Source organism: Microbacterium sp. SLBN-111, from assembly GCF_049739645.1.
Lineage (GTDB): Bacteria > Actinomycetota > Actinomycetes > Actinomycetales > Microbacteriaceae > Microbacterium.
In genome coordinates this window covers 435,108-456,306 of record NZ_JBMGQH010000001.1, presented here as the reverse complement: position 1 = coordinate 456,306, position 21,199 = coordinate 435,108, and the positions used below count along the sequence as shown (strand labels likewise).

Below are 21,199 nucleotides of genomic sequence, written 5' to 3'. Positions count from 1 at the left end.
AAGGATCATCCGTGGATCTCTACGAGTACCAGGCCCGAGACCTGTTCGAAAAGTACGAGGTGCCGGTGCTCGCCGGCATCATCGCCGACACCCCTGAGGAGGCGAAGGCGGCCGCAGAGAAGCTCGGCGGTGTCGTCGTCGTCAAGGCTCAGGTCAAGACCGGAGGCCGCGGCAAAGCCGGCGGCGTGAAGGTCGCGAAGAACCCCGACGAGGCCTTCGAGGCGGCGCAGGCCATCCTCGGCCTCGACATCAAGGGCCACGTCGTCAAGCGCGTCATGGTCGCCGCGGGTGCCCGCATCGCCAAGGAGTTCTACTTCTCGGTGCTGCTCGACCGCGCCAACCGCTCCTACCTGTCGCTGTCCAGCGTCGAGGGCGGCATGGAGATCGAAGAGCTCGCCGTCGAGCGTCCCGAGGCGCTCGCCCGCGTCGAGGTCGACCCGCTCGAGGGCATCTCGCCCGAGAAGGCGCTCGAGATCGCCAAGGCCGCGAAGTTCGACGACGAGCTGGCCCCCAAGGTCGCCGACGTGTTCGTCAAGCTCTACAACGTCTACAAGGGCGAGGACGCCACGCTCGTCGAGGTGAACCCCCTCATCCAGTCCGAGGACGGCGACATCATCGCCCTCGACGGCAAGGTCTCGCTCGACGAGAACGCCGGCTTCCGTCACCCCGAGCACGAAGAACTCGAAGACAAGGATGCCGCCGACCCCCTCGAGGCCAAGGCCAAGCAGCACGACCTCAACTACGTCAAGCTCGACGGCCAGGTCGGCATCATCGGCAACGGCGCGGGTCTGGTCATGTCGACCCTCGACGTCGTCGCGTACGCCGGTGAGAACCACGGCGGTGTGAAGCCCGCCAACTTCCTCGACATCGGCGGCGGCGCCTCGGCCACGGTCATGGCCGCCGGCCTCGACGTCATCCTCGGCGACGAGCAGGTCAAGAGCGTGTTCGTCAACGTCTTCGGCGGCATCACCTCGTGCGTCGCCGTCGCGGAGGGCATCGTGAAGGCGCTCGAGATCCTCGGCGACGCCGCCACCAAGCCGCTCGTGGTCCGTCTCGACGGCAACCAGGTCGAAGAGGGTCGCGCGATCCTCGCCGCCGCCAACCACCCGCTCGTGACCCTCGCCGCCGGTATGGACGAGGGCGCCGACAAGGCCGCCGAACTGGCCAACGCGTAAGGGACAGAACAGATGTCGATCTACCTCAACAAGGACTCCAAGGTCATCGTCCAGGGCATCACCGGCGGCGAGGGCACCAAGCACACCGCCCTCATGCTCAAGGCCGGGACGCAGGTCGTCGGTGGCGTCAACGCCCGCAAGGCCGGCACGACCGTCACCCACAAGGACGCCGCCGGCAACGACGTCGAGCTCCCCGTCTTCGCCTCGGTCGAAGAGGCCATCCGCGAGACCGGCGCCGACGTGTCGATCGCGTTCGTGCCCCCGGCCTTCACGAAGGACGCGATGGTCGAGGCCATCGACGCCGAGATCCCGCTGCTCGTCGTGATCACCGAGGGCGTGCCCGTCGGCGACACCGCCGAGGCGTGGGCGTACGCGAAGTCGAAGGGCGAGAAGACCCGCATCATCGGCCCGAACTGCCCCGGCATCATCACGCCCGGTGAGGCGCTCGTCGGCATCACGCCCGCGAACATCACCGGCAAGGGCCCGATCGGCCTCGTGTCGAAGTCCGGCACCCTGACGTACCAGATGATGTTCGAGCTGCGCGACCTCGGCTTCTCGACCGCCATCGGCATCGGCGGCGACCCGATCATCGGCACCACGCACATCGATGCGCTCGCCGCGTTCGAGGCCGACCCCGAGACCAAGGCGATCGTCATGATCGGTGAGATCGGCGGCGACGCGGAAGAGCGCGCGGCCGCGTTCATCCAGGCCAACGTCACGAAGCCGGTCGTCGGCTACGTCGCGGGCTTCACCGCCCCCGAGGGCAAGACCATGGGCCACGCCGGTGCCATCGTCTCCGGCTCCGCCGGTACCGCCCAGGCGAAGAAGGAGGCCCTCGAGGCCGCCGGCGTGAAGGTCGGCAAGACGCCGTCCGAGACCGCCGCCCTGATGCGCGAGATCATCGAAGCGCTCTGACGCTTTCGCTTTCGGGCCCGGATGCCATGGCATCCGGGCCCTTTGCGTTGGTCGGTGGTGCGTCGGTTCAGTGTCCAAGACACTCGGACTGAGCCGCGGGACGTCCGCGTGTCTTGGACACTGAATCTGGGGGTTCGGCGGCGCGCGCCGTGTTCCGGCGTCGAGTGTCCAGGACACGCCGTCTCGGGTCGTGCGCATGCGGCGTGTCCTGGACGCTCGCCGGGGTTGCGCGGGCGGCGGGGCGAAACGGCGGGATCGCGAACGCCCACGATCGGGTCGAACGCTCACGATCGGGGCGACCGGTGTGTGAGCGCTCGACCGGATCGTGAGCGCTCGGCACCCAGAAGAAGGGGCCTGGATGCCGCGGCATCCAGGCCCCTTCTGAGCACAGAGTCAGCCGAGCAGCGACTCCACGGGGCCGCGGGCGAAGAAGACGACGAAGCCGGCGGCGACGATCCACAGCAGCGGGCTCACGCGGCGGGCGCGGCCGGACAGCGCCTGGATGACGACCCAGCTGACGAAGCCCGCGCCGATGCCGTTGGCGATCGAGTAGGTGAGCGGCATGACCGTCACCGTGAGGAACACGGGGATGAGCACGGACAGGTCGCCGAGGTCGAGGTGCCGGATCTGCCCCATCATCAGGGCACCGACGATCACCAGCGCGGCGGCGGCGATCTCGCTGGGCACGATGCTCGTCAGCGGCGTGAAGAACATCGCGAGGAGGAACAGCCCTCCGGTGACGACGTTCGCGAGGCCCGTGCGGGCGCCCTCGCCGATGCCGGAGCCCGACTCGATGAACACCGTGTTCGACGACGCGGAGGTCGCGCCACCGGCGACCGCGCCGATGCCCTCGATGATCAGGGCCGAGCGCAGACGCGGGAACGTGCCGTCGGGGGCGGCGAGCCCGGCCTCGCGGGAGAGGCCCGTCATCGTGCCCATGGCGTCGAAGAAGTTCGTGAAGACCAGCGTGAACACGAGCATGAGCGCGGCGAGCACGCCGATGCGCCCGAACGAGCCGAAGAGGTCGACTTGGCCGACGAGCGAGAGGTCGGGGAGGCCGACCCACTGCGTCGGGAGGGTCGGGACGCTGAGGCTCCACCCGCCGGGGTTGTCGGTCGAACGCGCCCCGAGCTTCGCGATCGCCTCGACGATCACCGCGATCACCGTGCCGCTGAGGAGGCCGATGAGCAGCGCCGCCTTGACCTTCCGCACCATGAGGACGGCGGTGATGAGGAGCGTCAGCACGAACAGCGCGGTGGGGATCGTGGCGATCGAGCCCTGCACGCCGAGGCCGACCGGCGGCGACGACAGACCCGTCGAGGTCACCAGGCCGCTGTCGACGAAGCCGATGAACGCGATGAACAGGCCGATGCCGACCGTGATCGCGGTCTTCAGCGCGAGGGGCACGGCCTCGAAGATCATGCGGCGCAGACCCGTGACGGCGAGCAGCACGATGATGAGGCCGTTGATGACGACGAGGCCCATGGCCTCGGGCCACGTGACGCCGCCGACGATGCCGACGGCGAGGAACGAGTTGATGCCCAGACCCGCGGCGAACGCGAACGGCAGGCGGGTGACGAGGCCGAACAGCATCGTCATGACACCGGCGGTGAGCGCGGTGACCGCCGCGACCTGGGGGAAGCCGAGGGCGTTGCCGGCGACGTCGGGCGTGCCCGACAGGATGATCGGGTTCAGGATGACGATGTAGGCCATCGTCACGAACGTGACGACGCCACCGCGCACCTCGGCGCCGACGGAGGATCCGCGGGCGGTGATCTCGAAGAAGCGGTCGAGCGCGTTCTTCGGGGCGGGGGCAGCGGTGGTCTCGGGAGCGGAGGTGCTCATGGGGCTCCAGAAATGGGGGGAGGGGACGGGGCCGGAGGCGGGGGAACGGGCATATCGTGGGGGACATGCCGCTCTCAGGACAGTATCTGCCCAGCACCAGCGAATGGGCCCGTTCGCAGGCCGAGACCTTCGAGGCCACCGGGGGTCAGGAGGGCGCGGATCTGCGGGGCGTTCCCATCATCGTCCTCACCACGGTCGGGGCCAAAACCGGTGGTCTGCGTAAGACGGCCCTCATGCGCGTCGAGCACGACGGTCGGTATCTCGTCGTGGCATCCAAGGGTGGCGCTCCCGAGCACCCCGCGTGGTTCTACAACATCGTGAAGAACCCGCGGGTCGAGCTGCAGGACGGCGACGTCAAGCGCGAGTACGACGCGCACCAGGCCGAGGGCACCGAGCGCGACGAGTGGTGGGCCCGCGCCGTCGCGGTCTGGCCCGACTACGCCGAGTACCAGAAGAAGACCGAGCGCCGCATCGAGATCTTCGTCCTGGAGCCGGTCGAGTAGACGAATCTCACACGGCGGGACGGATGCCGTGAGAGAAACGTTCCCCGGGGGTAACGCGGGCGGGACGCCGGGGGAAACCTCGGCTGCTTAGCGTCGGGGCATGGCCCGCTCGCATCCCGCAATCGACCCGAAACGCGGCGCTGACCGCGTCGCAAAGTCCGACGCGTACGGTGACGACGTGCTCCACCCCGCGTCATCCGGTTCCGTCGTGGTGATCGGCGCGGGCATGGTCGCCCACCGCTTCGTCGAGAGCCTCACCAGCCGCGACACCGACGGCCGCTGGTCGGTGACCGTCCTGGGTGACGAGCCGTGGGGGCCGTACGACCGCGTCGGCCTCACCGGATTCTTCGGCGGCAAGACTGCGGAGGACCTCGCGCTCGACCCCGCGGTCCTCGCCCACGACCGCGTGACGGTGCGCACCGACGCCCGGGTCACGCGCATCGATCGCGACGCCCGCACCGTCACCACCGCCGACGGCACCGTCTACCCGTACGACCGGCTGGTGCTCGCGACGGGGTCGTTCGCGGCCCGGCTCGCGCTCGACGGCTTCGACCACCGCGGCTGCTTCGTATACCGCACGCTCGGCGACGTCGCGGCGATGCGGGAGTGGATCGCCGCGCGCTCCGCGCAGCTCGGGCGCCCCCTCCGCGGCGCGGTCGTGGGCGGCGGCCTGCTCGGTCTCGAGGCCGCGGGAGCGTTGCAGTCCGAGGGCGTCGCGCCGTTCGTGCTGCAGTCGAACGAGCGGCTCATGTCGGCGCAGCTCGACCTCGGCGGCGCGAAAGCGCTGGAGCGGCTCATCGAGGCGCGCGGCATCCAGGTCCGTACGTCTTCGGTCACGACCCGCGTGGATGCCGACGTCTCCGGGGCCGTGTGCGGACTCGAGCTGCGTGACGGCACGTGGGAGGCCGTCGACATCGTCGTGTTCACGGTCGGGGTGCGTCCGCGCGACGAGCTCGCGCGCACGGCGGGGCTGCGCGTCGACCCGCGCGGCGGCGTCGTGATCGACGCGGGCTGCGACACGTCCGACCCGGCGATCCTCGCGATCGGCGAGGTCGCGAGCTTCGAGGGGCAGTGCATCGGTCTCGTCGCCCCCGGGTACGCGATGGCCGAGGTCGCCGCGACCCGGCTCCTCGGCGGCGACGGCGCCTTCCCCGGGTTCGACACGTCCGCGAAGCTCAAGCTCTCCGGCGTCGACGTCGCGAGCTTCGGCGACGCCTTCGCCGAGACGCCGAACGCCCTCGACGTCACGTACGCCGACCCCGTGTCGGGCGTCTACAAGAAGCTCGTGCTGAGCGACGACGCGCGGACGCTGCTCGGTGGCATCCTGGTCGGCGACGCCTCGGCGTACACGACGCTGCGTCCGCTCGTCGGTCGCGCGCTCGGCGGCGACCCGGCCGCCTACCTCCTGCCCGAAGGTCTCGCGCCCGCCCCGCAGGGCGACCTGCCCGCCGACGCGATCGTCTGCTCGTGCAACGGCGTCACGGCCGGCGCGATCCGCGGGGCCGTCACCGAACACCAATGCGCGGATGCCACCGAGGTCAAGGCCTGCACGAAGGCGGGCGCGGCGTGCGGTTCGTGCTTCACGCTCGTGAAGAAGCTCGTCGCGACCGAGCTCGCGGCATCCGGCAAGGAAGTGTCGAACGGGCTGTGCGAGCACTTCTCGTTCACCCGCGCGCAGCTGTTCGACGCCGTGCGCGTCTCGGGCCTGCGCACCTTTACGTCGATCGTGGAGCGGTTCGGCACCGGCCGCGGCTGCGACATCTGCAAGCCGGCGCTCGCGAGCATCCTCGCGAGCCTCTACTCGGAGCACGTGCTGCAGGGCGAGCTCGCGACGATGCAGGACACCAACGACCACGTCATGGCGAACATCCAGCGCGACGGCAGCTACAGCGTCGTGCCGCGCATCCCGGGCGGCGAGATCACGCCCGAGGGACTCGTCGTCATCGGCGAGGTCGCCCGCGACTTCGGGCTGTACACGAAGATCACCGGCGGCCAGCGCATCGACCTGTTCGGCGCGCGCCTCGACCAGCTTCCCGACATCTGGCGCCGTCTGGTCGACGCGGGCTTCGAGTCGGGGCACGCGTACGGCAAGTCGCTCCGCACGGTGAAGTCGTGCGTCGGCTCGACGTGGTGCCGCTACGGCGTGCAGGACTCGGTCGGCATGGCCGTGCAGCTCGAGCTGCGGTACCGGGGCCTGCGCTCGCCGCACAAGCTCAAGTTCGGCGTCTCGGGCTGTGCGCGCGAGTGCGCCGAGGCCCGCGGCAAGGACATCGGCGTGATCGCGACCGAGGCCGGCTGGAACCTCTACGTCGGCGGCAACGGCGGCTTCACCCCGCGGCACGCGGTGCTGTTCGCCGAGGGACTGGACGACGACGGACTGCTCCGCGCCATCGACCGCTTCCTGATGTTCTACATCCGCACGGCCGACCGGCTGCAGCGCACGGCGCCCTGGGTCGAGGAGTACGAGGGCGGCCTGGAGGCACTCAAGGGCGTGGTGTTCGACGACACCCTCGGCATCGCGGACGACCTCGACGCCGCGATGGCCTCGCACATCGACGCGTACGAGGACGAGTGGGCCGCGACCCTCGCCGACCCCGAGAAGCTCAAGCGCTTCCACAGCTTCGTCAACGCGCCCGCGACGCCCGACCCGTCCCTCGCGTACGTCGCCGAGCGCGGGCAGGTGCGCCCCGCCACGGCGGAGGAGCGCTCCTCGGGCGCCGTCCTCATCGGCGGCACGACCCTGGCGGTGCGCTCATGACGATCCTGGATGCCGAGACCCCGGATGCCACGACGGTGACCGCCCCGACCTGGACGCGGATCTGCCTCCTCGACGACCTCTCCGTCGAGCGCGGGGCCGCGGCCCTCCTCGGCGACCGGCAGATCGCGCTGTTCCGCACGTTCGACGGGCGCGTCTACGCGACCGACCAGATCGACCCGTTCAGCGGTGCCGCCGTGCTCTCGCGCGGCATCGTCGGAGACCGCGGCGGTGTTCCGACCGTCGCCTCCCCGATGTACAAGCAGGTGTTCGACCTGCGCACGGGAGCCTGCCTCGACACCCAGGGCAAGGACCCGCACGACCTCCGCGTGTACCCCGTCGCCGTCCGCGACGGCGAGGTGTTCGTGAAGATCACGACCGAAGGAGACCCCCGATGATCGCTCTCGCAGGACTCGATCTCACCGACCGGCTCGTCGTGTGCGTCGGGGCCGGTGCCGTCGCGGAACGCCGCATCGACCGACTCCGCGCGGCCGGTGCGCGCGTGCGCGTCATCGCCCCTGTCGCGACCGCCGGGATCGCCGAGCTCGCCGCGGCCGGTGAACTCGACTGGCATCCACGGTCCTTCTCCGACGACGACCTCGACGACGCCTGGTTCTGCCACACGGCCACCGGCGACGCGGCCGTCGACGCACGCGTGGTCGCCGCGGCCGAGCAGCGCCGCGTGTGGTGCGTCAACGCCGGACACGGCGGCAAGGGCACCGCACGCCTCGCCGCCGAGACCACCAGCGGCGATGTCATGGTCGGTGTCGTCTCGACCGCCGGCGCCGATCCCCGTCGCAGCGTCGCCGTGCGCGACGCGATCGCCCAGCGCCTCGCCGAAGGCGCCCTCCCGCTCCGCCGCCGACGTCGCCCGCTCGTGGGGAGTGTGGCGCTCGTCGGCGGCGGCCCCGGCCCCGTCGACCTGCTCACCGTCCGCGCCCGGGCGCTGCTCGCCGAGGCCGACGTCGTCGTGCACGACCGGCTCGGACCCACCGGCGTCCTCGCCGAACTCGGCGACGACGTCGAGATCATCGACGTCGGCAAACGCCCCCAGCACCACCCCGTCCCGCAGGACGAGATCAACGCCCTCCTCGTCGAGCGCGCCGCGCGCGGCCTCCGCGTCGTGCGGCTCAAGGGCGGCGATCCGTTCGTCTACGGGCGCGGCGGCGAAGAGGTGCTCGCGTGCCGGGCAGCCGGCATCCCGGTCGAGGTCGTGCCGGGCATCAGCAGTGCGATCGCCGTTCCGCAAGCCGCGGGCGTTCCCGTGACCCATCGCGGGGTCGCGGGTACCCTTCACATCGTGAACGCCCAGGAGACGCCGAGCGCCGCGACCCTCGCGGCCCTCCGCGACGACGCTGCCACCGTCGTGGCGCTCATGGGCGTGAGCGCCCTGCCACGGTTCGCCGCCGCCGCGCTCGTCGCCGGGGCTCCGGCCGACCGCCCTGTCGCGTTCGTCGAGAACGGCCACACGCCCGCGCAGCGCACGATCCGCACGACCCTCGGGACGGCGGTGGCGGATGCCGAGACCCACCGCCTCGCGAACCCTGCGGTGCTCGTGTTCGGCGAGGTCGCCCGCCCCGACCTGCTGCTCCCCGTCCCGGCCGTGCACGGCGAGGGAACCGGGTGACCGTTCCGCAGCGGACGATCTCGACGGTGCTGCAGGGCTGCACCGTCCTGCTCCCCGTGGACCGCCGGTCGGGGGAGCTGTCGGCGGCCCTCGAACGCCACGGCGCCCGCGTGCGGGTCGCGCCGGCGCTCACGATCGTCCCGCACGTCGACGACGACGAGCTCATCGCGCAGACCCGGCATCTGGTCGACGATCCGCCGGACGTCGTGGTCGCCACGACCGGCGTCGGGTTCCGCGGCTGGATGGAGACGGCCGACGAAGCGGGCCTCCACGACGCGCTCGCCGCCGTGATCGAGCGCTCGCGCATCGTCGCGCGCGGCCCCAAGGCACGCGGCGCGATCCAACAGGCGGGGTTCGAGGCCGACTGGGTCGCCGAGTCGGAGACGGCCGCCGAGCTGCGCGACTTCCTGCTCGCCGAGGGCATCGAGGGTCTGCACGTCGCCGTGCAGCATCACGGCTCCGGCGCGGACGGTCTCGACGAGGCGTTCGCCCAAGCCGGTGCGCGCGTGACGAGCCTCACCATCTACCGCTGGGGGCCGCCCCCGGACCCGGCCCTCGTCGCGGCGTCGGCGCAGCTCGTCGCGCGCGGCGAGATCGACGCCGTGCTGTTCACGTCGGCCCCGGCCGCGCGCGAGTGGCTCCTCGCGGCGCGGCGCGCGGACGCCCTCGACGACGTCGCCGCGCGCGCCCGCGCCGGACACGTGCTCATCGCGGCGGTGGGGCCCATCACCGCGGGACCGCTCGTCGAGGCCGGGATCACGCCGCTCGTGCCGGACCGCGGCCGCCTCGGCGCGCTCGTGCGCGCGGTGGTCACGCACTACGGCGGGACTCACGCACCGGTCATCCGGACGACCGCGGGGGTGCTCGGCATCCGTTCGTCCGGGATCGTGCTCGACGGCACGTTCCTGCCGCTGCCGCGCACCGGTGTGGAGATCCTGCGCGCGCTCGCGCGAGAACCCGGCGCGGTCGTGTCGCGCGCCGACCTCGTCGCGGCGCTGCCGACCGCCGAGGCGAGCGGGCACGCGGTCGAGGTCGCGGTGGCGCGGACGCGCGAGGCGCTCGGGGGTCTCGATCTCATCCGCACCGTCTACAAACGGGGCTATCGGCTCGACGTCGTTGACGAGGAGGACTCATGACCGCGGTGCTCGTCGCCTGCGCCCACGGCACGCGTTTCGAGGAGGGGCGCGTCGTCATCCGCGAACTGCTCGACGTGCTGCGGGCCACCGCTCCCGACGGGGTCGAGGTGCACGAGGCGTACGTCGACGTGCACGAGCCGTACGTCACCGATGTCGTCGCGGCCGCGCGCGAGCGCACGGACGACATCGTGATCGTCCCGCTGCTGCTCTCGACGGGGTACCACACCGAGGTCGACCTGGTGGAGGCCGCCGGGGGACTCCCGATCGCGCCCGCGCTCGGCCCGCACCCGGTCCTCGCCCAGATCCTGGCGGACCGCGTGCGCGAGGCCGGCGCCGCTCCCGACGACACCGTCGTGCTCGCGGCCGCCGGGTCGACGCGTCCCGGCGCGGTCGTCGACGTCGAGCGCATGGCCGAGCTGCTGGCGGATGCCGGGATCACGGCGCCCGTGATCGCCGCGTACGCCGCGGCGTCGGAACCCCGCATCGACGCCGCGGTCGCGGCCGCGCGCGCCGAGGGGCGCCGCACGGTCGCGGCCAGCTACGTCCTGGCCCCCGGGCACTTCTCGCGCGTGATCGAGCGAGCGGATGCCGATGCGACCTCGGCCCCGATCGGCGCCGATCCGCGGCTGGCCGAGGTGGTCTGGGAGCGCTGGCGCGCCGCGCGCGCTGTTCGCGCGTGAGGCGGGATGGGGGATGCCGCCGCGCCTGAGCGGGCGGACAGGGAAGCGCGGGTAGGGTCGCAGTCGCTCATGCATCGTCTCCTCGTCGCCCTCCTCGCCGCCCTCCTCGCCGCCCTCGACGCGCTCCTGGCCGCCGCGGTCGGCATCGCCGTCGTGCTCGCCCCGCTCACCCTCATGTGGGTGGTCGCGCTCGGGAACGCCGATTGGTCCGCGCTCTGGCCGTCCGCCGCGGCGGTGTGGCACCTCGGTCACCTCGTCCCGATCACCGTGACGCTGCCGGACGCCTACCTCGCGGCCACGGGCGTCGACCCGTCGCTCGCAACGTTCACGCTGTCGCTCGCGCCGCTCGCATTCGCCGGATTCACCGGACTGTTCGCCGCCCGCTCCGGCATCCGCGCCGCCGAGGCCGGCGCCGCGCTCACCGGATGGCTGTCCGGTTCGCTCGTCTTCGCCGCGATCGCGGCCCTCGTCGCCTTCACGTCGGAGGCTCCGCTGGTGTCGTTCGAGACGTGGCAGGCGATCCTCTTCCCTGCGCTGATCTTCGCGGTCCCGTCGCTCATCGGCGCTTTCGTGGGCGCCTGGCGCGTCGGCGACGATGAGGGTCCCGTCGACCGCCTCCGCGCCGCGCGGGACCGGATGCCGTCGGCCTGGGCGCCCGTCCCGTCCCTCGTGCTGCGCGGCGTCGCGCTCACGACCCTCGGCCTCCTCGCTGTGGGCGGTCTCGTCGTGGTCGCGGGCCTCCTCGCGCGCGGGACCCAGATCATCACGCTCTTCCAAGCCAGCAACGTCGACGCGGTCGGCGCCACGGTCCTCGCCCTCGGGCAGCTCGTCTACCTCCCGACGCTCGTGCTCTGGGCCGTGGCATTCGCGGCGGGCCCCGGTTTCGCGCTCGGCACCGACACCGCGGTCACACCCGCCGCCACGCAGGTTGGTGCGGTTCCCGGCATCCCGATCCTGGGCATCATCCCCGACACGTCCTCGTCGTGGCTGCTGCTGCTCGCGCTGCTGCCCGTCGCCGTCGGTGCGCTGACCGGGTGGATCCTCCGTTCGTGGATGCCAGAACCCGCCGGACACGAGCCGGTGGCGCCGCGCCTCACCGTGGCCGTCGCGGTCGCCGCGCTCACCGGCGGCGTCGGGGCGTTGATCGCGGTGTTCGCGAGCGGTGCGATCGGCCCCGGCCGGCTCACCGAGACCGGGCCGCAGCCCGGCCCCCTCGCCCTCGCGCTCGGACTCGAGGTGCTCGTGGGCCTCGCGATCCTGCTGCTCTCCCCGCGGGTGCCCGGACGTCCCCCGGTGGCGCCTCGCGCGACGCCCGCGGACGCACCTCGCGAGCGGGAGACGGTTCCGGCGTTCCGCGACCGCCCGGCCGAGGTGTTGTTCGCGCCGGCGCCTGTCGTCGAACCCCCGCGCGCCGATCCTGCGCCGGTCGGCCTGGACACCGACGCCGACGTCCAAGCGCGGATCCGCGACGCCTGGGCGCGCATCGACGGAGCGGACGACTCCGACCCGGCCGGTGGCCGCGGCGCGCGCCCCGTAGACTGACCCCCGTGCTCACGGTCGCCGTCCTCATCTCCGGCACCGGCTCCAACCTCCGCGCCCTGCTCGAGGCGGCTGCCGCCCCCGACTTCCCGGCGCGCGTGATCGCGGTCGGTGCCGATCGCGAAGCCGACGGCTTCGCCCACGCCGAGCACTTCGGCATCCCGACCTTCCTCGTGCCGTTCGATGCGTTCGAGACGCGCGCCGAGTGGGGCGCGGAACTCGGCGCGCAGCTGCGCGTGTGGCAGCCCGACCTCGTCGTCCTCAGCGGCCTCATGCGCTTGCTGCCCGCTGACCTCGTCGCCGAGTGGGAGCCGCGCATCATCAACACGCACCCCGCGTACCTGCCCGAGTTCCCGGGCGCGCACGGGGTCCGCGACGCCCTGCGCGCCGGTGTCGAGCAGACCGGCGCGAGCGTCATCGTCGTCGACTCCGGCGTCGACACCGGGCCGATCCTCGCGCAGGAGCGCATCCCCGTCCTCCCCGGCGACGACGAAGAAGCGCTGCACGAGCGCATCAAGCCCGTCGAGCGACGTCTGCTCATCGACGTCGTGCGCCGCATCGCCGAAGGAGACCTCGACCTGGATGCCACGGCATCCCGCCACCCCTGAACCCCCGCGGGCGGTCGCCCGCGTTCCGCACCCCCACGAGACACAGGAGCCGCAGCCATGGCCGGACCCCGCCACGACCCCGCCGACTACCGTCCCCGTGACGTCGTCCCCATCCGCCGCGCCCTGGTGTCGGTGAGCGACAAGACCGGCCTGCTCGAGTTCGCCGAGGCGCTCGCCGCGGCCGGCGTCGAGATCGTGTCGACCGGTGGCTCCGCGACGCTGCTGCGCGACGCCGGGCTCGCCGTCACCGACGTCTCGGCCATCACCGGCTTCCCCGAGTCGCTCGACGGACGCGTGAAGACGCTGCACCCCAACGTGCACGCGGGTCTTCTCGCCGACCTGCGCCTCGCCAGCCACGAGACGCAGCTCGACGAGCTCGGCATCCTGCCCTTCGAGCTCGTGGTCGTGAACCTCTACCCGTTCGTCGAGACCGTGGCATCCGGAGCCGAGGGCGACGACGTCGTGGAGCAGATCGACATCGGCGGCCCCGCGATGGTGCGCGCGTCGGCGAAGAACCACGCGAACGTCGCGATCGTCGTCTCGCCCGAGTCGTACCCCGCGATCGTCGAGTCGCTGCAGCGCGACGGCGGCACGTCGCTCGTGCAGCGCCGCGAACTCGCCGCGCGCGCCTTCTCGCACACCGCCGCGTACGACACCGCGGTGTCGACGTGGTTCGCCGAGGGCACCATCGGCGACGACATCGACCTGCCCGCGCACCTGACGATCCAGGCGGAGCGTCTGTCGACGCTGCGGTACGGCGAGAACTCGCACCAGCGCGCCGCGATCTACACGCGCGTCGGCGGCCACGGCATCGCGCAGGCGACGCAGCTGCAGGGCAAGGAGATGTCGTACAACAACTACGTCGACGCCGACGCCGCGCTGCGCGCCGCGTTCGACATGGTGAAGCCCGCCGTCGCGATCATCAAGCACGCGAACCCGTGCGGCATCGCGGTCGCCGCCCCCAACGCGCTCGACCCGATCGCCTCGGCGCACCTGCGCGCGCACGAGTGCGACCCTGTCTCGGCGTTCGGCGGCGTCATCGCCGCGAACCGGACCGTGACGCTGAAGATGGCGGAGAACCTCCGCGACATCTTCACCGAGGTGATCATCGCGCCCGACTTCGAGCCCGCGGCCCTCGAGGTCTTCAAGCTCAAGAAGAACCTGCGCGTGCTGCAGCTCCCCGCCGACTGGCGCCAGGAGCCGATGGACGTACGCCTCGTCTCGGGCGGTCTGCTGCTGCAGGATGCCGACCGGTTCCCCGCCGACATCGAGTCGGTCGCGAAGGATTGGGAACTCGTCTCGGGCGAGCGCCCCGCCGACGAGGACATGACGAACCTCATCTTCGCCTGGAAGGCGTGTCGCGCCGTGAAGTCCAACGCGATCGTGCTCGCGAAGGGCTCGGCGACGGTCGGCATCGGTATGGGCCAGGTCAACCGCGTGGACTCGTGCCGCCTCGCGGTCGAGCGCGCGGGCGATCGCGCAGCCGGTTCGATCGCGGCATCCGACGCCTTCTTCCCCTTCGCCGACGGCCCGCAGGTGCTGATCGACGCCGGGATCTCGGCGATCATCCAGCCCGGCGGTTCGGTGCGGGATGCCGAGGTCATCGACGCCGCGCGCGCCGCCAGCGTCACGATGTTCTTCACCGGCGAGCGTCACTTCTTCCACTGACGCGCGGTGTTCCCGGCGCCCCCGCGACTTCGGTTGCGGGGGCGGCGGCGTTCGTGCGGGCGGTGGGTGCTGCCATAAACGCTCGCTGTCGGCATAAACGCGCTGTCCGCGCGTTTATGCGGCCGGACAGCGTTTATGTGTGGGGGCGGGGTGTGCGATGGGGTGTCGCGCGCTCGGCACCGGGGCTCGGCGCGGCGGTGCGGGCGGTGGGTGCTGCCATAAACGCTCGCCGTCGGCATAAACGCCCTGTCCGCGCGTTTATGCGGCTGGACAGCGTTTATGCGGCTCTCCCGTGCACCGCGCACCGCTGGGCGCCGACGCGGCGGCGCCGGCCGCCGTCGCAGCACTGGGCGCCGACGACCCGGCGACCGAGCGGGGCGTCAGGCGCTCAGGTCGATGAGTTTCGCGATCGTGTTGGCGTTGCGGGCCGTGCCCGTGACGCCGAGGCGCTTCTCGAACCAGCCGGCCTGCAGTTTCGAGCCGCCGATGCCCTCGGGATAGCGCACGAACACCTCGCGGCCGTCGAGCACGGCCTCTTCCGGGATGCCATCGGGCACCTCCAACGCGACGGTGGGCGCGGCGTCGAGGAACACCGTCTGCACCCACCGCCCCTCGGCGGCATCGGCGAACGGGTTACGGGCGTGCGCCTCGGCGAGCTCGGCGTGCGAGCGCACGATCACCGGAAGGTCGTGGCCGAACGCCGCGCGCACGGCATCCCGGATCGTCCCGGCGATCTCGTCGGGGGAACGGCCGCCGTCGTCGAGCACGACGTTCCCCGCCACCTGCAGGGTTACGACACCATCGAGACCCGCGGATGCCAGCACTTCGCGCAGCAGGGGCATCTTCATGGCCGTGGGGCCACCGACACCGCGGATCAGCGCGACCGTCCTGCTCACTTTCGCGCCCCTCGACGCTCAGGCGGAGTCGCGGCCGAGCGTTTCGAGGAGGCGCAGCCAGACCTCGCTGACCGTGGGGTACGACGGGACGGCGTGCCACAACCGCTTCACCGGCACCTCGCCGACGATCGCGATCGTCGCGGAGTGCAGCAGCTCGGCGATCTCGGGGCCGACGAAGGTCGCGCCGACGAGCACCCCGCGGTCGAGGTCGACGATCGCGCGGGCCTGGCCGACGTACGCGTCGGACTGCTCGCTGGACCCCGCGACGTGCGCCAGGTCGTAGTCGAGCACTCTGACGTTGAGGCCGCGCTCCTCGGCCTTCTTCGCGGTGAGGCCCACGGATGCGACCTCCGGGTCGGTGAACGTGACCTGGGGAACGGCGTCGTGGTCGGCGGTCGCGACGTGGGCTCCCCACGGGCTGTCGTCGACCTCGCCGCCTCGCGCGCGTGCGGCGATCACGTCGCCCGCGGCCCGGGCCTGGTACTTGCCCTGGTGCGTGAGGAGCGCGCGGTGGTTCACGTCGCCGACGGCGTACAGCCAGTCGAAACCGCGCACGAGGAGCGTGTCGTCGACGTCGAGCCACGACCCCTCCTCGAGGCCCACGGTCTCCAGCCCGAGATCGGTGGTGCGCGGAACACGGCCGGTCGCCACGAGCACCTCGTCGGCGGTCACCGTGGTGCCGTCGGACAGCTCGAGCACGCGGCGCCCGTCGTCGTCGCGGCGGGCGGCCGTGGCATCCACGCCCGTCTTCACCGTGACGCCGCGTGAGCGGAGGGAATCCGCGACGAGCTCGCCGGCGAACGGCTCGGTGCCGCCCAGCAGCCCCGAGCGCGCGACGATCGTGACGTCGGCACCCAGGCTCGCGAACGCGGTCGCCATCTCGGCGCCGACGACGCCCCCGCCGAGGATCGCGAGCGACCCCGGGATCGTCTGCGCCGAGGTCGCCTCCCGGCTCGTCCACGGCTCGATGTCTGCCAGGCCCGGGATGTGGGGGAGAAGCGCCGCGGACCCCGTGCACACCGCGACCGCGTGGCGGGCGACGAGGTCGGTCGTCGTGCCGTCGTCGGCGGTGACGCGCACCATCTTCTCGCCGGTGAGGCGGCCGTGGCCGCGGACGAGCTCGATGCCCGCGCCCTCGAGCCACGACACCTGCCCGGCGTCGTTCCAGTTGCTGGTCATGGAGTCGCGGCGACGGAGGACCGCGGCGATGTCGAGATCACCGGTGACGGCCTGCTTCGCGCCGTCGACGTCGCGGGCGGCGCGGAGGGCGGCGCCGCTGCGCAGCAGCGCCTTCGACGGCATGCACGCCCAGTACGAGCACTCGCCGCCGACCAGCTCGGATTCGACGATCACGGCAGTGAGACCCGCCTGCACGGCACGGTCGGCGACGTTCTCGCCGACGGGGCCGGCGCCGATGACGATCAGGTCGAATTCGCGTTCGCTCATGCCCCCACGCTATCGATCCCCGCCGACACGGGGGAGGGGTTGCGGCGTGCGGCCCCGGGCGATCGGTTCGGGGTGCGAACGGGGCACCGGGGCGCGCAACGCACGCCCCGGTGCGCGATACGCGCCCCAGAACCTAGAAGGCCGACCGGGTGTCGCCCGGTCGTCGCTCGCGCGCGGGGTTGACGCATCCCCTGAACCGGTTTAGGCTCGATCTCACTGAACCGGTTTAGACCGACGGATGCCACGACGAGGTGCAACATGACGAATGAGACGCGACCCACGATCGCCGACGTCGCGCGCCGCGCGGGGGTCAGCAAGGGCCTCGTGTCGTTCGCACTGAACGGCCGCGCCGGAGTCGCCCCCGACACCCGCGACCGCATCCTCTCGGTCGCCGCCGAGATGGGCTGGAGCCCGAGCCTGCGCGCGCGGTCGCTCAGCGTCGGACGGGCCTTCGCATGCGGTCTCGTCATCGGCCGCAGCCCCGACGTCATCGCCGCCGACCCCTTCTTCCCGTCGTTCATCGCCGGTGTCGAGGACGAGTTCTCCGTCTCGGGCCAGGTCCTCGTGCTCGCGGCCGCCACCCCGGGTCGCCATGAGGACGAGACCTACCGCGGACTCGCCGCCGACCGCCGCGTCGACGGCGTGATCCTCTCCGACCTCCGCGCCGACGATCCGCGGATCGACCTCGTCGCGAGCCTGGGCATCGCGGCCGTGACCCTCGGCGTCCCCGACGTCGACAGCCCCTTCACCTCGGTCTCGGTCGACGACGGCGCCGGCATCCGCCTCGCGGTCGACCACCTCGCCGACCTCGGCCACACCGACATCGCGCACGTCGCAGGCCCGTTCGCGATGCTGCATGGACGCCACCGCGCAGCGGCGTTCGAAGCTGCGGCGCGGGCACGTGGCATCCGGGCCCGTGTCGTCGAGACGGACTTCAGCGCCGCCGACGGGGCGCGGGCGACCACGGCGCTCCTCGACGCCGAGGTGCCGCCGACGGCGATCGTGTACTCGAACGACAACATGGCCGTCGCGGGGCTCGGCACGGCGCAGCGCCGCGGCCTGTCGGTGCCCCGCGACCTCTCGATCACCGGTTTCGACGACACCGAACTCGGCCGGCACCTGTTCCCCGCGCTCACGAGCGTCTCCACCGACGCGCGCGGCTGGGGAGCGGCCGCGGCGCGCGCTCTGCTCGCCGCGATCGGCGGAGCCGCCGCGGAGGCCCAGACCCTCGCCGACCCCGGTCTGCAGGTGCGCGACTCCACCGCGCCGCCGACCCGAAGCTGACACCCGCGGGCCCCCGCCCGCCCCACAAGGAGGAAGACATGCGACGACGCATTCTCGCCACAGCAGTAGCCGCCACCGGCATCCTCGCCCTCTCCGCGTGCAGCGGAGGCGGCGGGGGAGCATCCGGAATGGATGCCAAGGGCCCCATCACGATCTGGTACTCGAACAACTCCGCGGAGATCGCGTGGGGCCAGCAGATGGTCGAGGCCTGGAACGCCGACCACCCCGACCAGCAGATCACGGCGCAGGAGATCCCCGCGGGGTCCTCCAGCGAAGAGGTCATCGGCGCGGCGATCACCGCGGGCAACGCCCCGTGCCTGGTGTTCAACACCTCGCCCGCGGCGGTGCCCGGGTTCCAGCGCCAGGGCGGTCTCGTGAACCTGTCGGACTTCCCCGACGGCGAGCAGTACATCAAGGACCGCAGCGGCGACCTCGCCGACCAGTACCGCTCTGACGACGGCGGCTTCTACCAGCTGCCGTGGAAGAGCAACCCGGTGATGATCTTCTACAACAAGGACCTGTTCGCGAAGGCCGGCCTCGACCCCGAGAAGCCGCAGCTGTCGACGTACGACGAGTTCCTCGCCACCTCGCAGAAGCTGAAGGCGGCGGGCGTCTCGGACTACGCCATCAACCCGGCACCCACGAGCGAGTTCTTCCAGTCGTGGTTCGACTTCTACCCGCTGTACGCCGCGCAGACCGGCGGGAAGCAGCTCGTCGAGGACGGCAAGGCCACCTTCAACGACGCCGACGGTCAGGCCGTCGCGAACTTCTGGCGCACGATCTACACCGACAAGCTCGCAGGCAACGAGCAGTACCAGGGCGACGCGTTCGCCGACGGCAAGGCCGCGATGGCGATCGTCGGGCCGTGGGCCGTCTCGGTCTACAAGGACAAGGTGAACTGGGGCGCCGTGCCCGTCCCCACCGAGAAGGGCACCGCGGCCGACCAGACGTGGACCTTCAGCGACGCGAAGAACGTCGGCCTCTTCACCGCGTGCCAGAACAAGGGCACCGCGTGGGAGGTGCTGAAGTTCGCCACCAGCCAGGAGCAGGACGGCAAGTGGCTCGAGGAGACCGGTCAGATGCCGCTCCGCACCGACCTGACCACCACGTACGCCGACTACTTCAGCGCCAACCCGGCCTACCAGCAGTTCGGCGACCAGGCCGCGCGCACCGTCGAGGTGCCGAACGTGGTCAGCTCGGTCGAGATCTGGCAGGCGTTCCGCGACGAGTACTCCAAGGCGGTCATCTTCGGCGAAGAGGACGTGAACACCTTCCTATCCAACGCCCAGACGCAGATCGACCAGCTCGCGGCGGGGAAGTGACATGACCGTCGATCTCACCCGCACGCCCGGTCGGACCGGGGGCGACCCCGGCCGGTCCGGTCGTGCGGGGGGAGCGACGGATGCCGGGAAGAAGCGGCGCCGCCTCCTCGGGGCGCAGCCGCTCGGCATCCTGTTCTCCGCTCCGTACCTGATCTTCATCGCGGTCGTCTTCGCGTACCCGATCGGGTTCGCGGTGTGGATGTCGTTCCACGACTACTTCTTCACCGCCCCGGGCGCGAACGTCGCTCGGCCGTTCGTCGGGCTCGACAACTACGTCACCGCGCTCAGCGACCCGGCCGTGTGGCGGTCGTTCGGCAACGTCGGGATCTTCCTGCTCATCAACGTCCCGCTGACGGTCGTGCTCTCGATCGTGCTGGCCACGGCGCTGGACCGGGTGGTGCGCGCCCGCGCGTTCTTCCGCGTCGCGTTCTACGTGCCCTACGTCACGGCATCCGTCGCGGTGGTCGCGGTGTGGCTGTTCCTGTTCTCGAACTCGGGGCTGATCAACAACGCCCTCGGCCCGCTCGCGCCGAACCCGTCGTGGCTGGTCAACTCGGCGCTCGCGATGCCGACCATCGCGCTGTTCGTGACGTGGAAGGGGCTCGGGTTCTACATCCTGCTGTACCTCGCGGCGCTCCAGAACGTGCAGCGCGAGCTGTACGAATCGGTTGCGGTTGACGGCGGTGGACGCCTCCGGCAGTTCTTCTCGGTGACCGTGCCGGGCGTGCGTCCGGCGACGTTCCTCGTGGTGCTGCTGGCCACGATCACCGGCGCGAACCTCTTCACCGAGCCGTACCTGCTCACCAACGGCGGCGGCCCCAACGGCGCGTCGACGTCGCCCGTGCTCCTCATCTACCAGAAGGGCATCGAGCAGCAGAACCCCGACGTGGCCGCGGCCATCGGGGTGGTGCTGATCATCTTCGTGCTGATCATCGCGGCGCTCCAGCGCCGGTTCGTGGGGAGGGAGGAATCATGAGAACCAAGGTCGTGACCTACGGCGTGCTGACGCTCGGCGCCCTGGCGTTCCTGTTCCCCTTCTACTACATGGTGGTCGGCTCGCTGCAGACGAACCCCGACACCTCGATCGCGGGGGCGTTCCCGCACCCGTCGAACCTGACGCTCGAGAACTACACCGCGATCGACGGACGCATCAACCTGCTGAAGGGCCTCGTGAACTCGGGGATCTTCACCGGGGGAGTGATCCTCGGCACCGTCGTGTTCGGGGTGCTCGCCGGGTACGCGCTCGCGGTGCTGAAGTGGCGCGGCCGGTCGGCGACCTTCGCGCTCGTGCTGCTGGTGCAGGTGATCCCGTTCCAGCTGCTGATGATCCCGCTGTACGTCATGATCGCCCGCGACTACGGGCTGAGTGACAGCTACCTGGGCATGATCCTGCCGTTCTTCATCAACTCCACGGCGGTCGTGATCTTCCGGCAGTACTTCCTGCAGCTCCCCAAGGAGCTGTTCGACGCCGCCCGTATCGACGGAGCGAACGAGTTCCGGCTCCTCTGGAGCGTCGCGCTGCCGCTCGTGCGCCCCGCGCTGCTGACCGCGGTGCTGCTGACCTTCATCGGTCCGTGGAACGAGTTCCTGTGGCCCTTCCTCATCACGAAGGACGCCACGATGCAGCCGCTCGCGGTGTCGCTGGCGAACTTCATCTCCACGATCGCGGCATCCACGACCAACCCCTTCGGCGCGATGATGGCCGGCGCCGTCGTGCTCGCCGCCCCCGCGGTGGCGCTGTTCCTGATCTTCCAGCGCTACTTCACCTCCAACGACCTCGGATCCGGAGTGAAAGGATGA

General features: G+C 71.5%; 18 protein-coding genes. 15 read left to right on the top strand and 3 right to left on the bottom strand.

Annotation, left to right across the window (positions count from 1 at the left end):
• Positions 1-11: 11 nt before the first annotated feature.
• Both sucC and sucD read left to right on the top strand, forming a co-directional pair.
• On the top strand, positions 12-1,175 hold the full coding sequence (sucC, locus tag RKD05_RS02090) for an ADP-forming succinate--CoA ligase subunit beta (RefSeq protein ID WP_063256432.1): 1,164 nt from the start codon (positions 12-14) through the stop codon (positions 1,173-1,175).
• 12 nt (positions 1,176-1,187) lie between these two features.
• Positions 1,188-2,090: a succinate--CoA ligase subunit alpha gene (gene sucD, locus RKD05_RS02085; protein ID WP_022880382.1), complete on the top strand. Its 903-nt coding sequence runs from the start codon at positions 1,188-1,190 to the stop codon at positions 2,088-2,090.
• 393 nt (positions 2,091-2,483) lie between these two features.
• Here sucD and RKD05_RS02080 read toward each other — a convergent pair whose 3' ends face one another.
• The gene (locus RKD05_RS02080; protein ID WP_424707729.1) at positions 2,484-3,935 is read right to left on the bottom strand and encodes an NCS2 family permease; all 1,452 of its coding nucleotides are present in this window, start codon (positions 3,933-3,935) and stop codon (positions 2,484-2,486) included.
• Between the two features lie 65 nt (positions 3,936-4,000).
• Here RKD05_RS02080 and RKD05_RS02075 point away from each other — a divergent pair, with 65 nt between their 5' ends.
• The 9 genes from RKD05_RS02075 (at position 4,001) to purH (ending at position 14,451) form a co-directional block, all read left to right on the top strand.
• On the top strand, positions 4,001-4,438 hold the full coding sequence (locus RKD05_RS02075) for a nitroreductase family deazaflavin-dependent oxidoreductase (protein WP_424707727.1): 438 nt from the start codon (positions 4,001-4,003) through the stop codon (positions 4,436-4,438).
• A gap of 100 nt (positions 4,439-4,538) precedes the next feature.
• Positions 4,539-7,196, top strand: coding sequence for a nitrite reductase large subunit NirB (gene nirB, locus RKD05_RS02070; RefSeq protein WP_424707725.1), 2,658 nt, complete (start codon positions 4,539-4,541; stop codon positions 7,194-7,196).
• Positions 7,193-7,591, top strand: coding sequence for a nitrite reductase small subunit NirD (gene nirD / locus RKD05_RS02065; RefSeq protein ID WP_424707723.1), 399 nt, complete (start codon positions 7,193-7,195; stop codon positions 7,589-7,591). Before nirB ends, nirD begins: the two co-directional genes overlap by 4 nt.
• On the top strand, positions 7,588-8,820 hold the full coding sequence (gene cobA, locus RKD05_RS02060; protein ID WP_424707722.1) for a uroporphyrinogen-III C-methyltransferase: 1,233 nt from the start codon (positions 7,588-7,590) through the stop codon (positions 8,818-8,820). The genes nirD and cobA overlap by 4 nt, the downstream gene beginning before the upstream one ends.
• Positions 8,817-9,956, top strand: coding sequence for a uroporphyrinogen-III synthase (locus RKD05_RS02055; RefSeq protein WP_424707721.1), 1,140 nt, complete (start codon positions 8,817-8,819; stop codon positions 9,954-9,956). The genes cobA and RKD05_RS02055 overlap by 4 nt, the downstream gene beginning before the upstream one ends.
• On the top strand, positions 9,953-10,636 hold the full coding sequence (locus RKD05_RS02050; protein WP_424707719.1) for a sirohydrochlorin chelatase: 684 nt from the start codon (positions 9,953-9,955) through the stop codon (positions 10,634-10,636). Before RKD05_RS02055 ends, RKD05_RS02050 begins: the two co-directional genes overlap by 4 nt.
• A 69-nt stretch (positions 10,637-10,705) precedes the next feature.
• Positions 10,706-12,178: a DUF6350 family protein gene (locus RKD05_RS02045; RefSeq protein WP_424707718.1), complete on the top strand. Its 1,473-nt coding sequence runs from the start codon at positions 10,706-10,708 to the stop codon at positions 12,176-12,178.
• A 5-nt stretch (positions 12,179-12,183) separates the two neighbouring features.
• The gene (gene purN / locus RKD05_RS02040) at positions 12,184-12,783 is read left to right on the top strand and encodes a phosphoribosylglycinamide formyltransferase (protein WP_424707716.1); all 600 of its coding nucleotides are present in this window, start codon (positions 12,184-12,186) and stop codon (positions 12,781-12,783) included.
• 57 nt (positions 12,784-12,840) lie between these two features.
• Positions 12,841-14,451: a bifunctional phosphoribosylaminoimidazolecarboxamide formyltransferase/IMP cyclohydrolase gene (gene purH, locus RKD05_RS02035; RefSeq protein WP_424707715.1), complete on the top strand. Its 1,611-nt coding sequence runs from the start codon at positions 12,841-12,843 to the stop codon at positions 14,449-14,451.
• 380 nt (positions 14,452-14,831) lie between these two features.
• Here purH and RKD05_RS02030 read toward each other — a convergent pair whose 3' ends face one another.
• Together RKD05_RS02030 and RKD05_RS02025 are read right to left on the bottom strand one after the other, a co-directional pair.
• Positions 14,832-15,347: a DUF1697 domain-containing protein gene (locus RKD05_RS02030; protein WP_424707714.1), complete on the bottom strand. Its 516-nt coding sequence runs from the start codon at positions 15,345-15,347 to the stop codon at positions 14,832-14,834.
• Between the two features lie 18 nt (positions 15,348-15,365).
• Positions 15,366-16,793: a dihydrolipoyl dehydrogenase family protein gene (locus RKD05_RS02025; protein ID WP_424707712.1), complete on the bottom strand. Its 1,428-nt coding sequence runs from the start codon at positions 16,791-16,793 to the stop codon at positions 15,366-15,368.
• Between the two features lie 258 nt (positions 16,794-17,051).
• On the opposite strand from RKD05_RS02025, the gene RKD05_RS02020 reads away from it, so the two are divergent.
• From RKD05_RS02020 to RKD05_RS02005, 4 genes are read left to right on the top strand one after another with little or no spacing between them, the layout of a single operon-like run.
• Positions 17,052-18,077 carry a LacI family DNA-binding transcriptional regulator gene (locus tag RKD05_RS02020; protein ID WP_063258642.1) on the top strand — a complete coding sequence of 342 codons (1,026 nt, stop codon included), beginning with the start codon at positions 17,052-17,054 and terminating at the stop codon, positions 18,075-18,077.
• A gap of 38 nt (positions 18,078-18,115) precedes the next feature.
• Positions 18,116-19,399, top strand: a complete 1,284-nt coding sequence (locus RKD05_RS02015; protein WP_424707710.1) for an extracellular solute-binding protein — start codon at positions 18,116-18,118, stop codon at positions 19,397-19,399.
• Between the two features lies 1 nt (position 19,400).
• Positions 19,401-20,375 (top strand): carbohydrate ABC transporter permease, encoded by a 975-nt coding sequence (locus RKD05_RS02010; protein WP_424707709.1) that lies wholly within the window; start codon positions 19,401-19,403, stop codon positions 20,373-20,375.
• Positions 20,372-21,199 carry a carbohydrate ABC transporter permease gene (locus RKD05_RS02005; protein ID WP_424707707.1) on the top strand — a complete coding sequence of 276 codons (828 nt, stop codon included), beginning with the start codon at positions 20,372-20,374 and terminating at the stop codon, positions 21,197-21,199. Before RKD05_RS02010 ends, RKD05_RS02005 begins: the two co-directional genes overlap by 4 nt.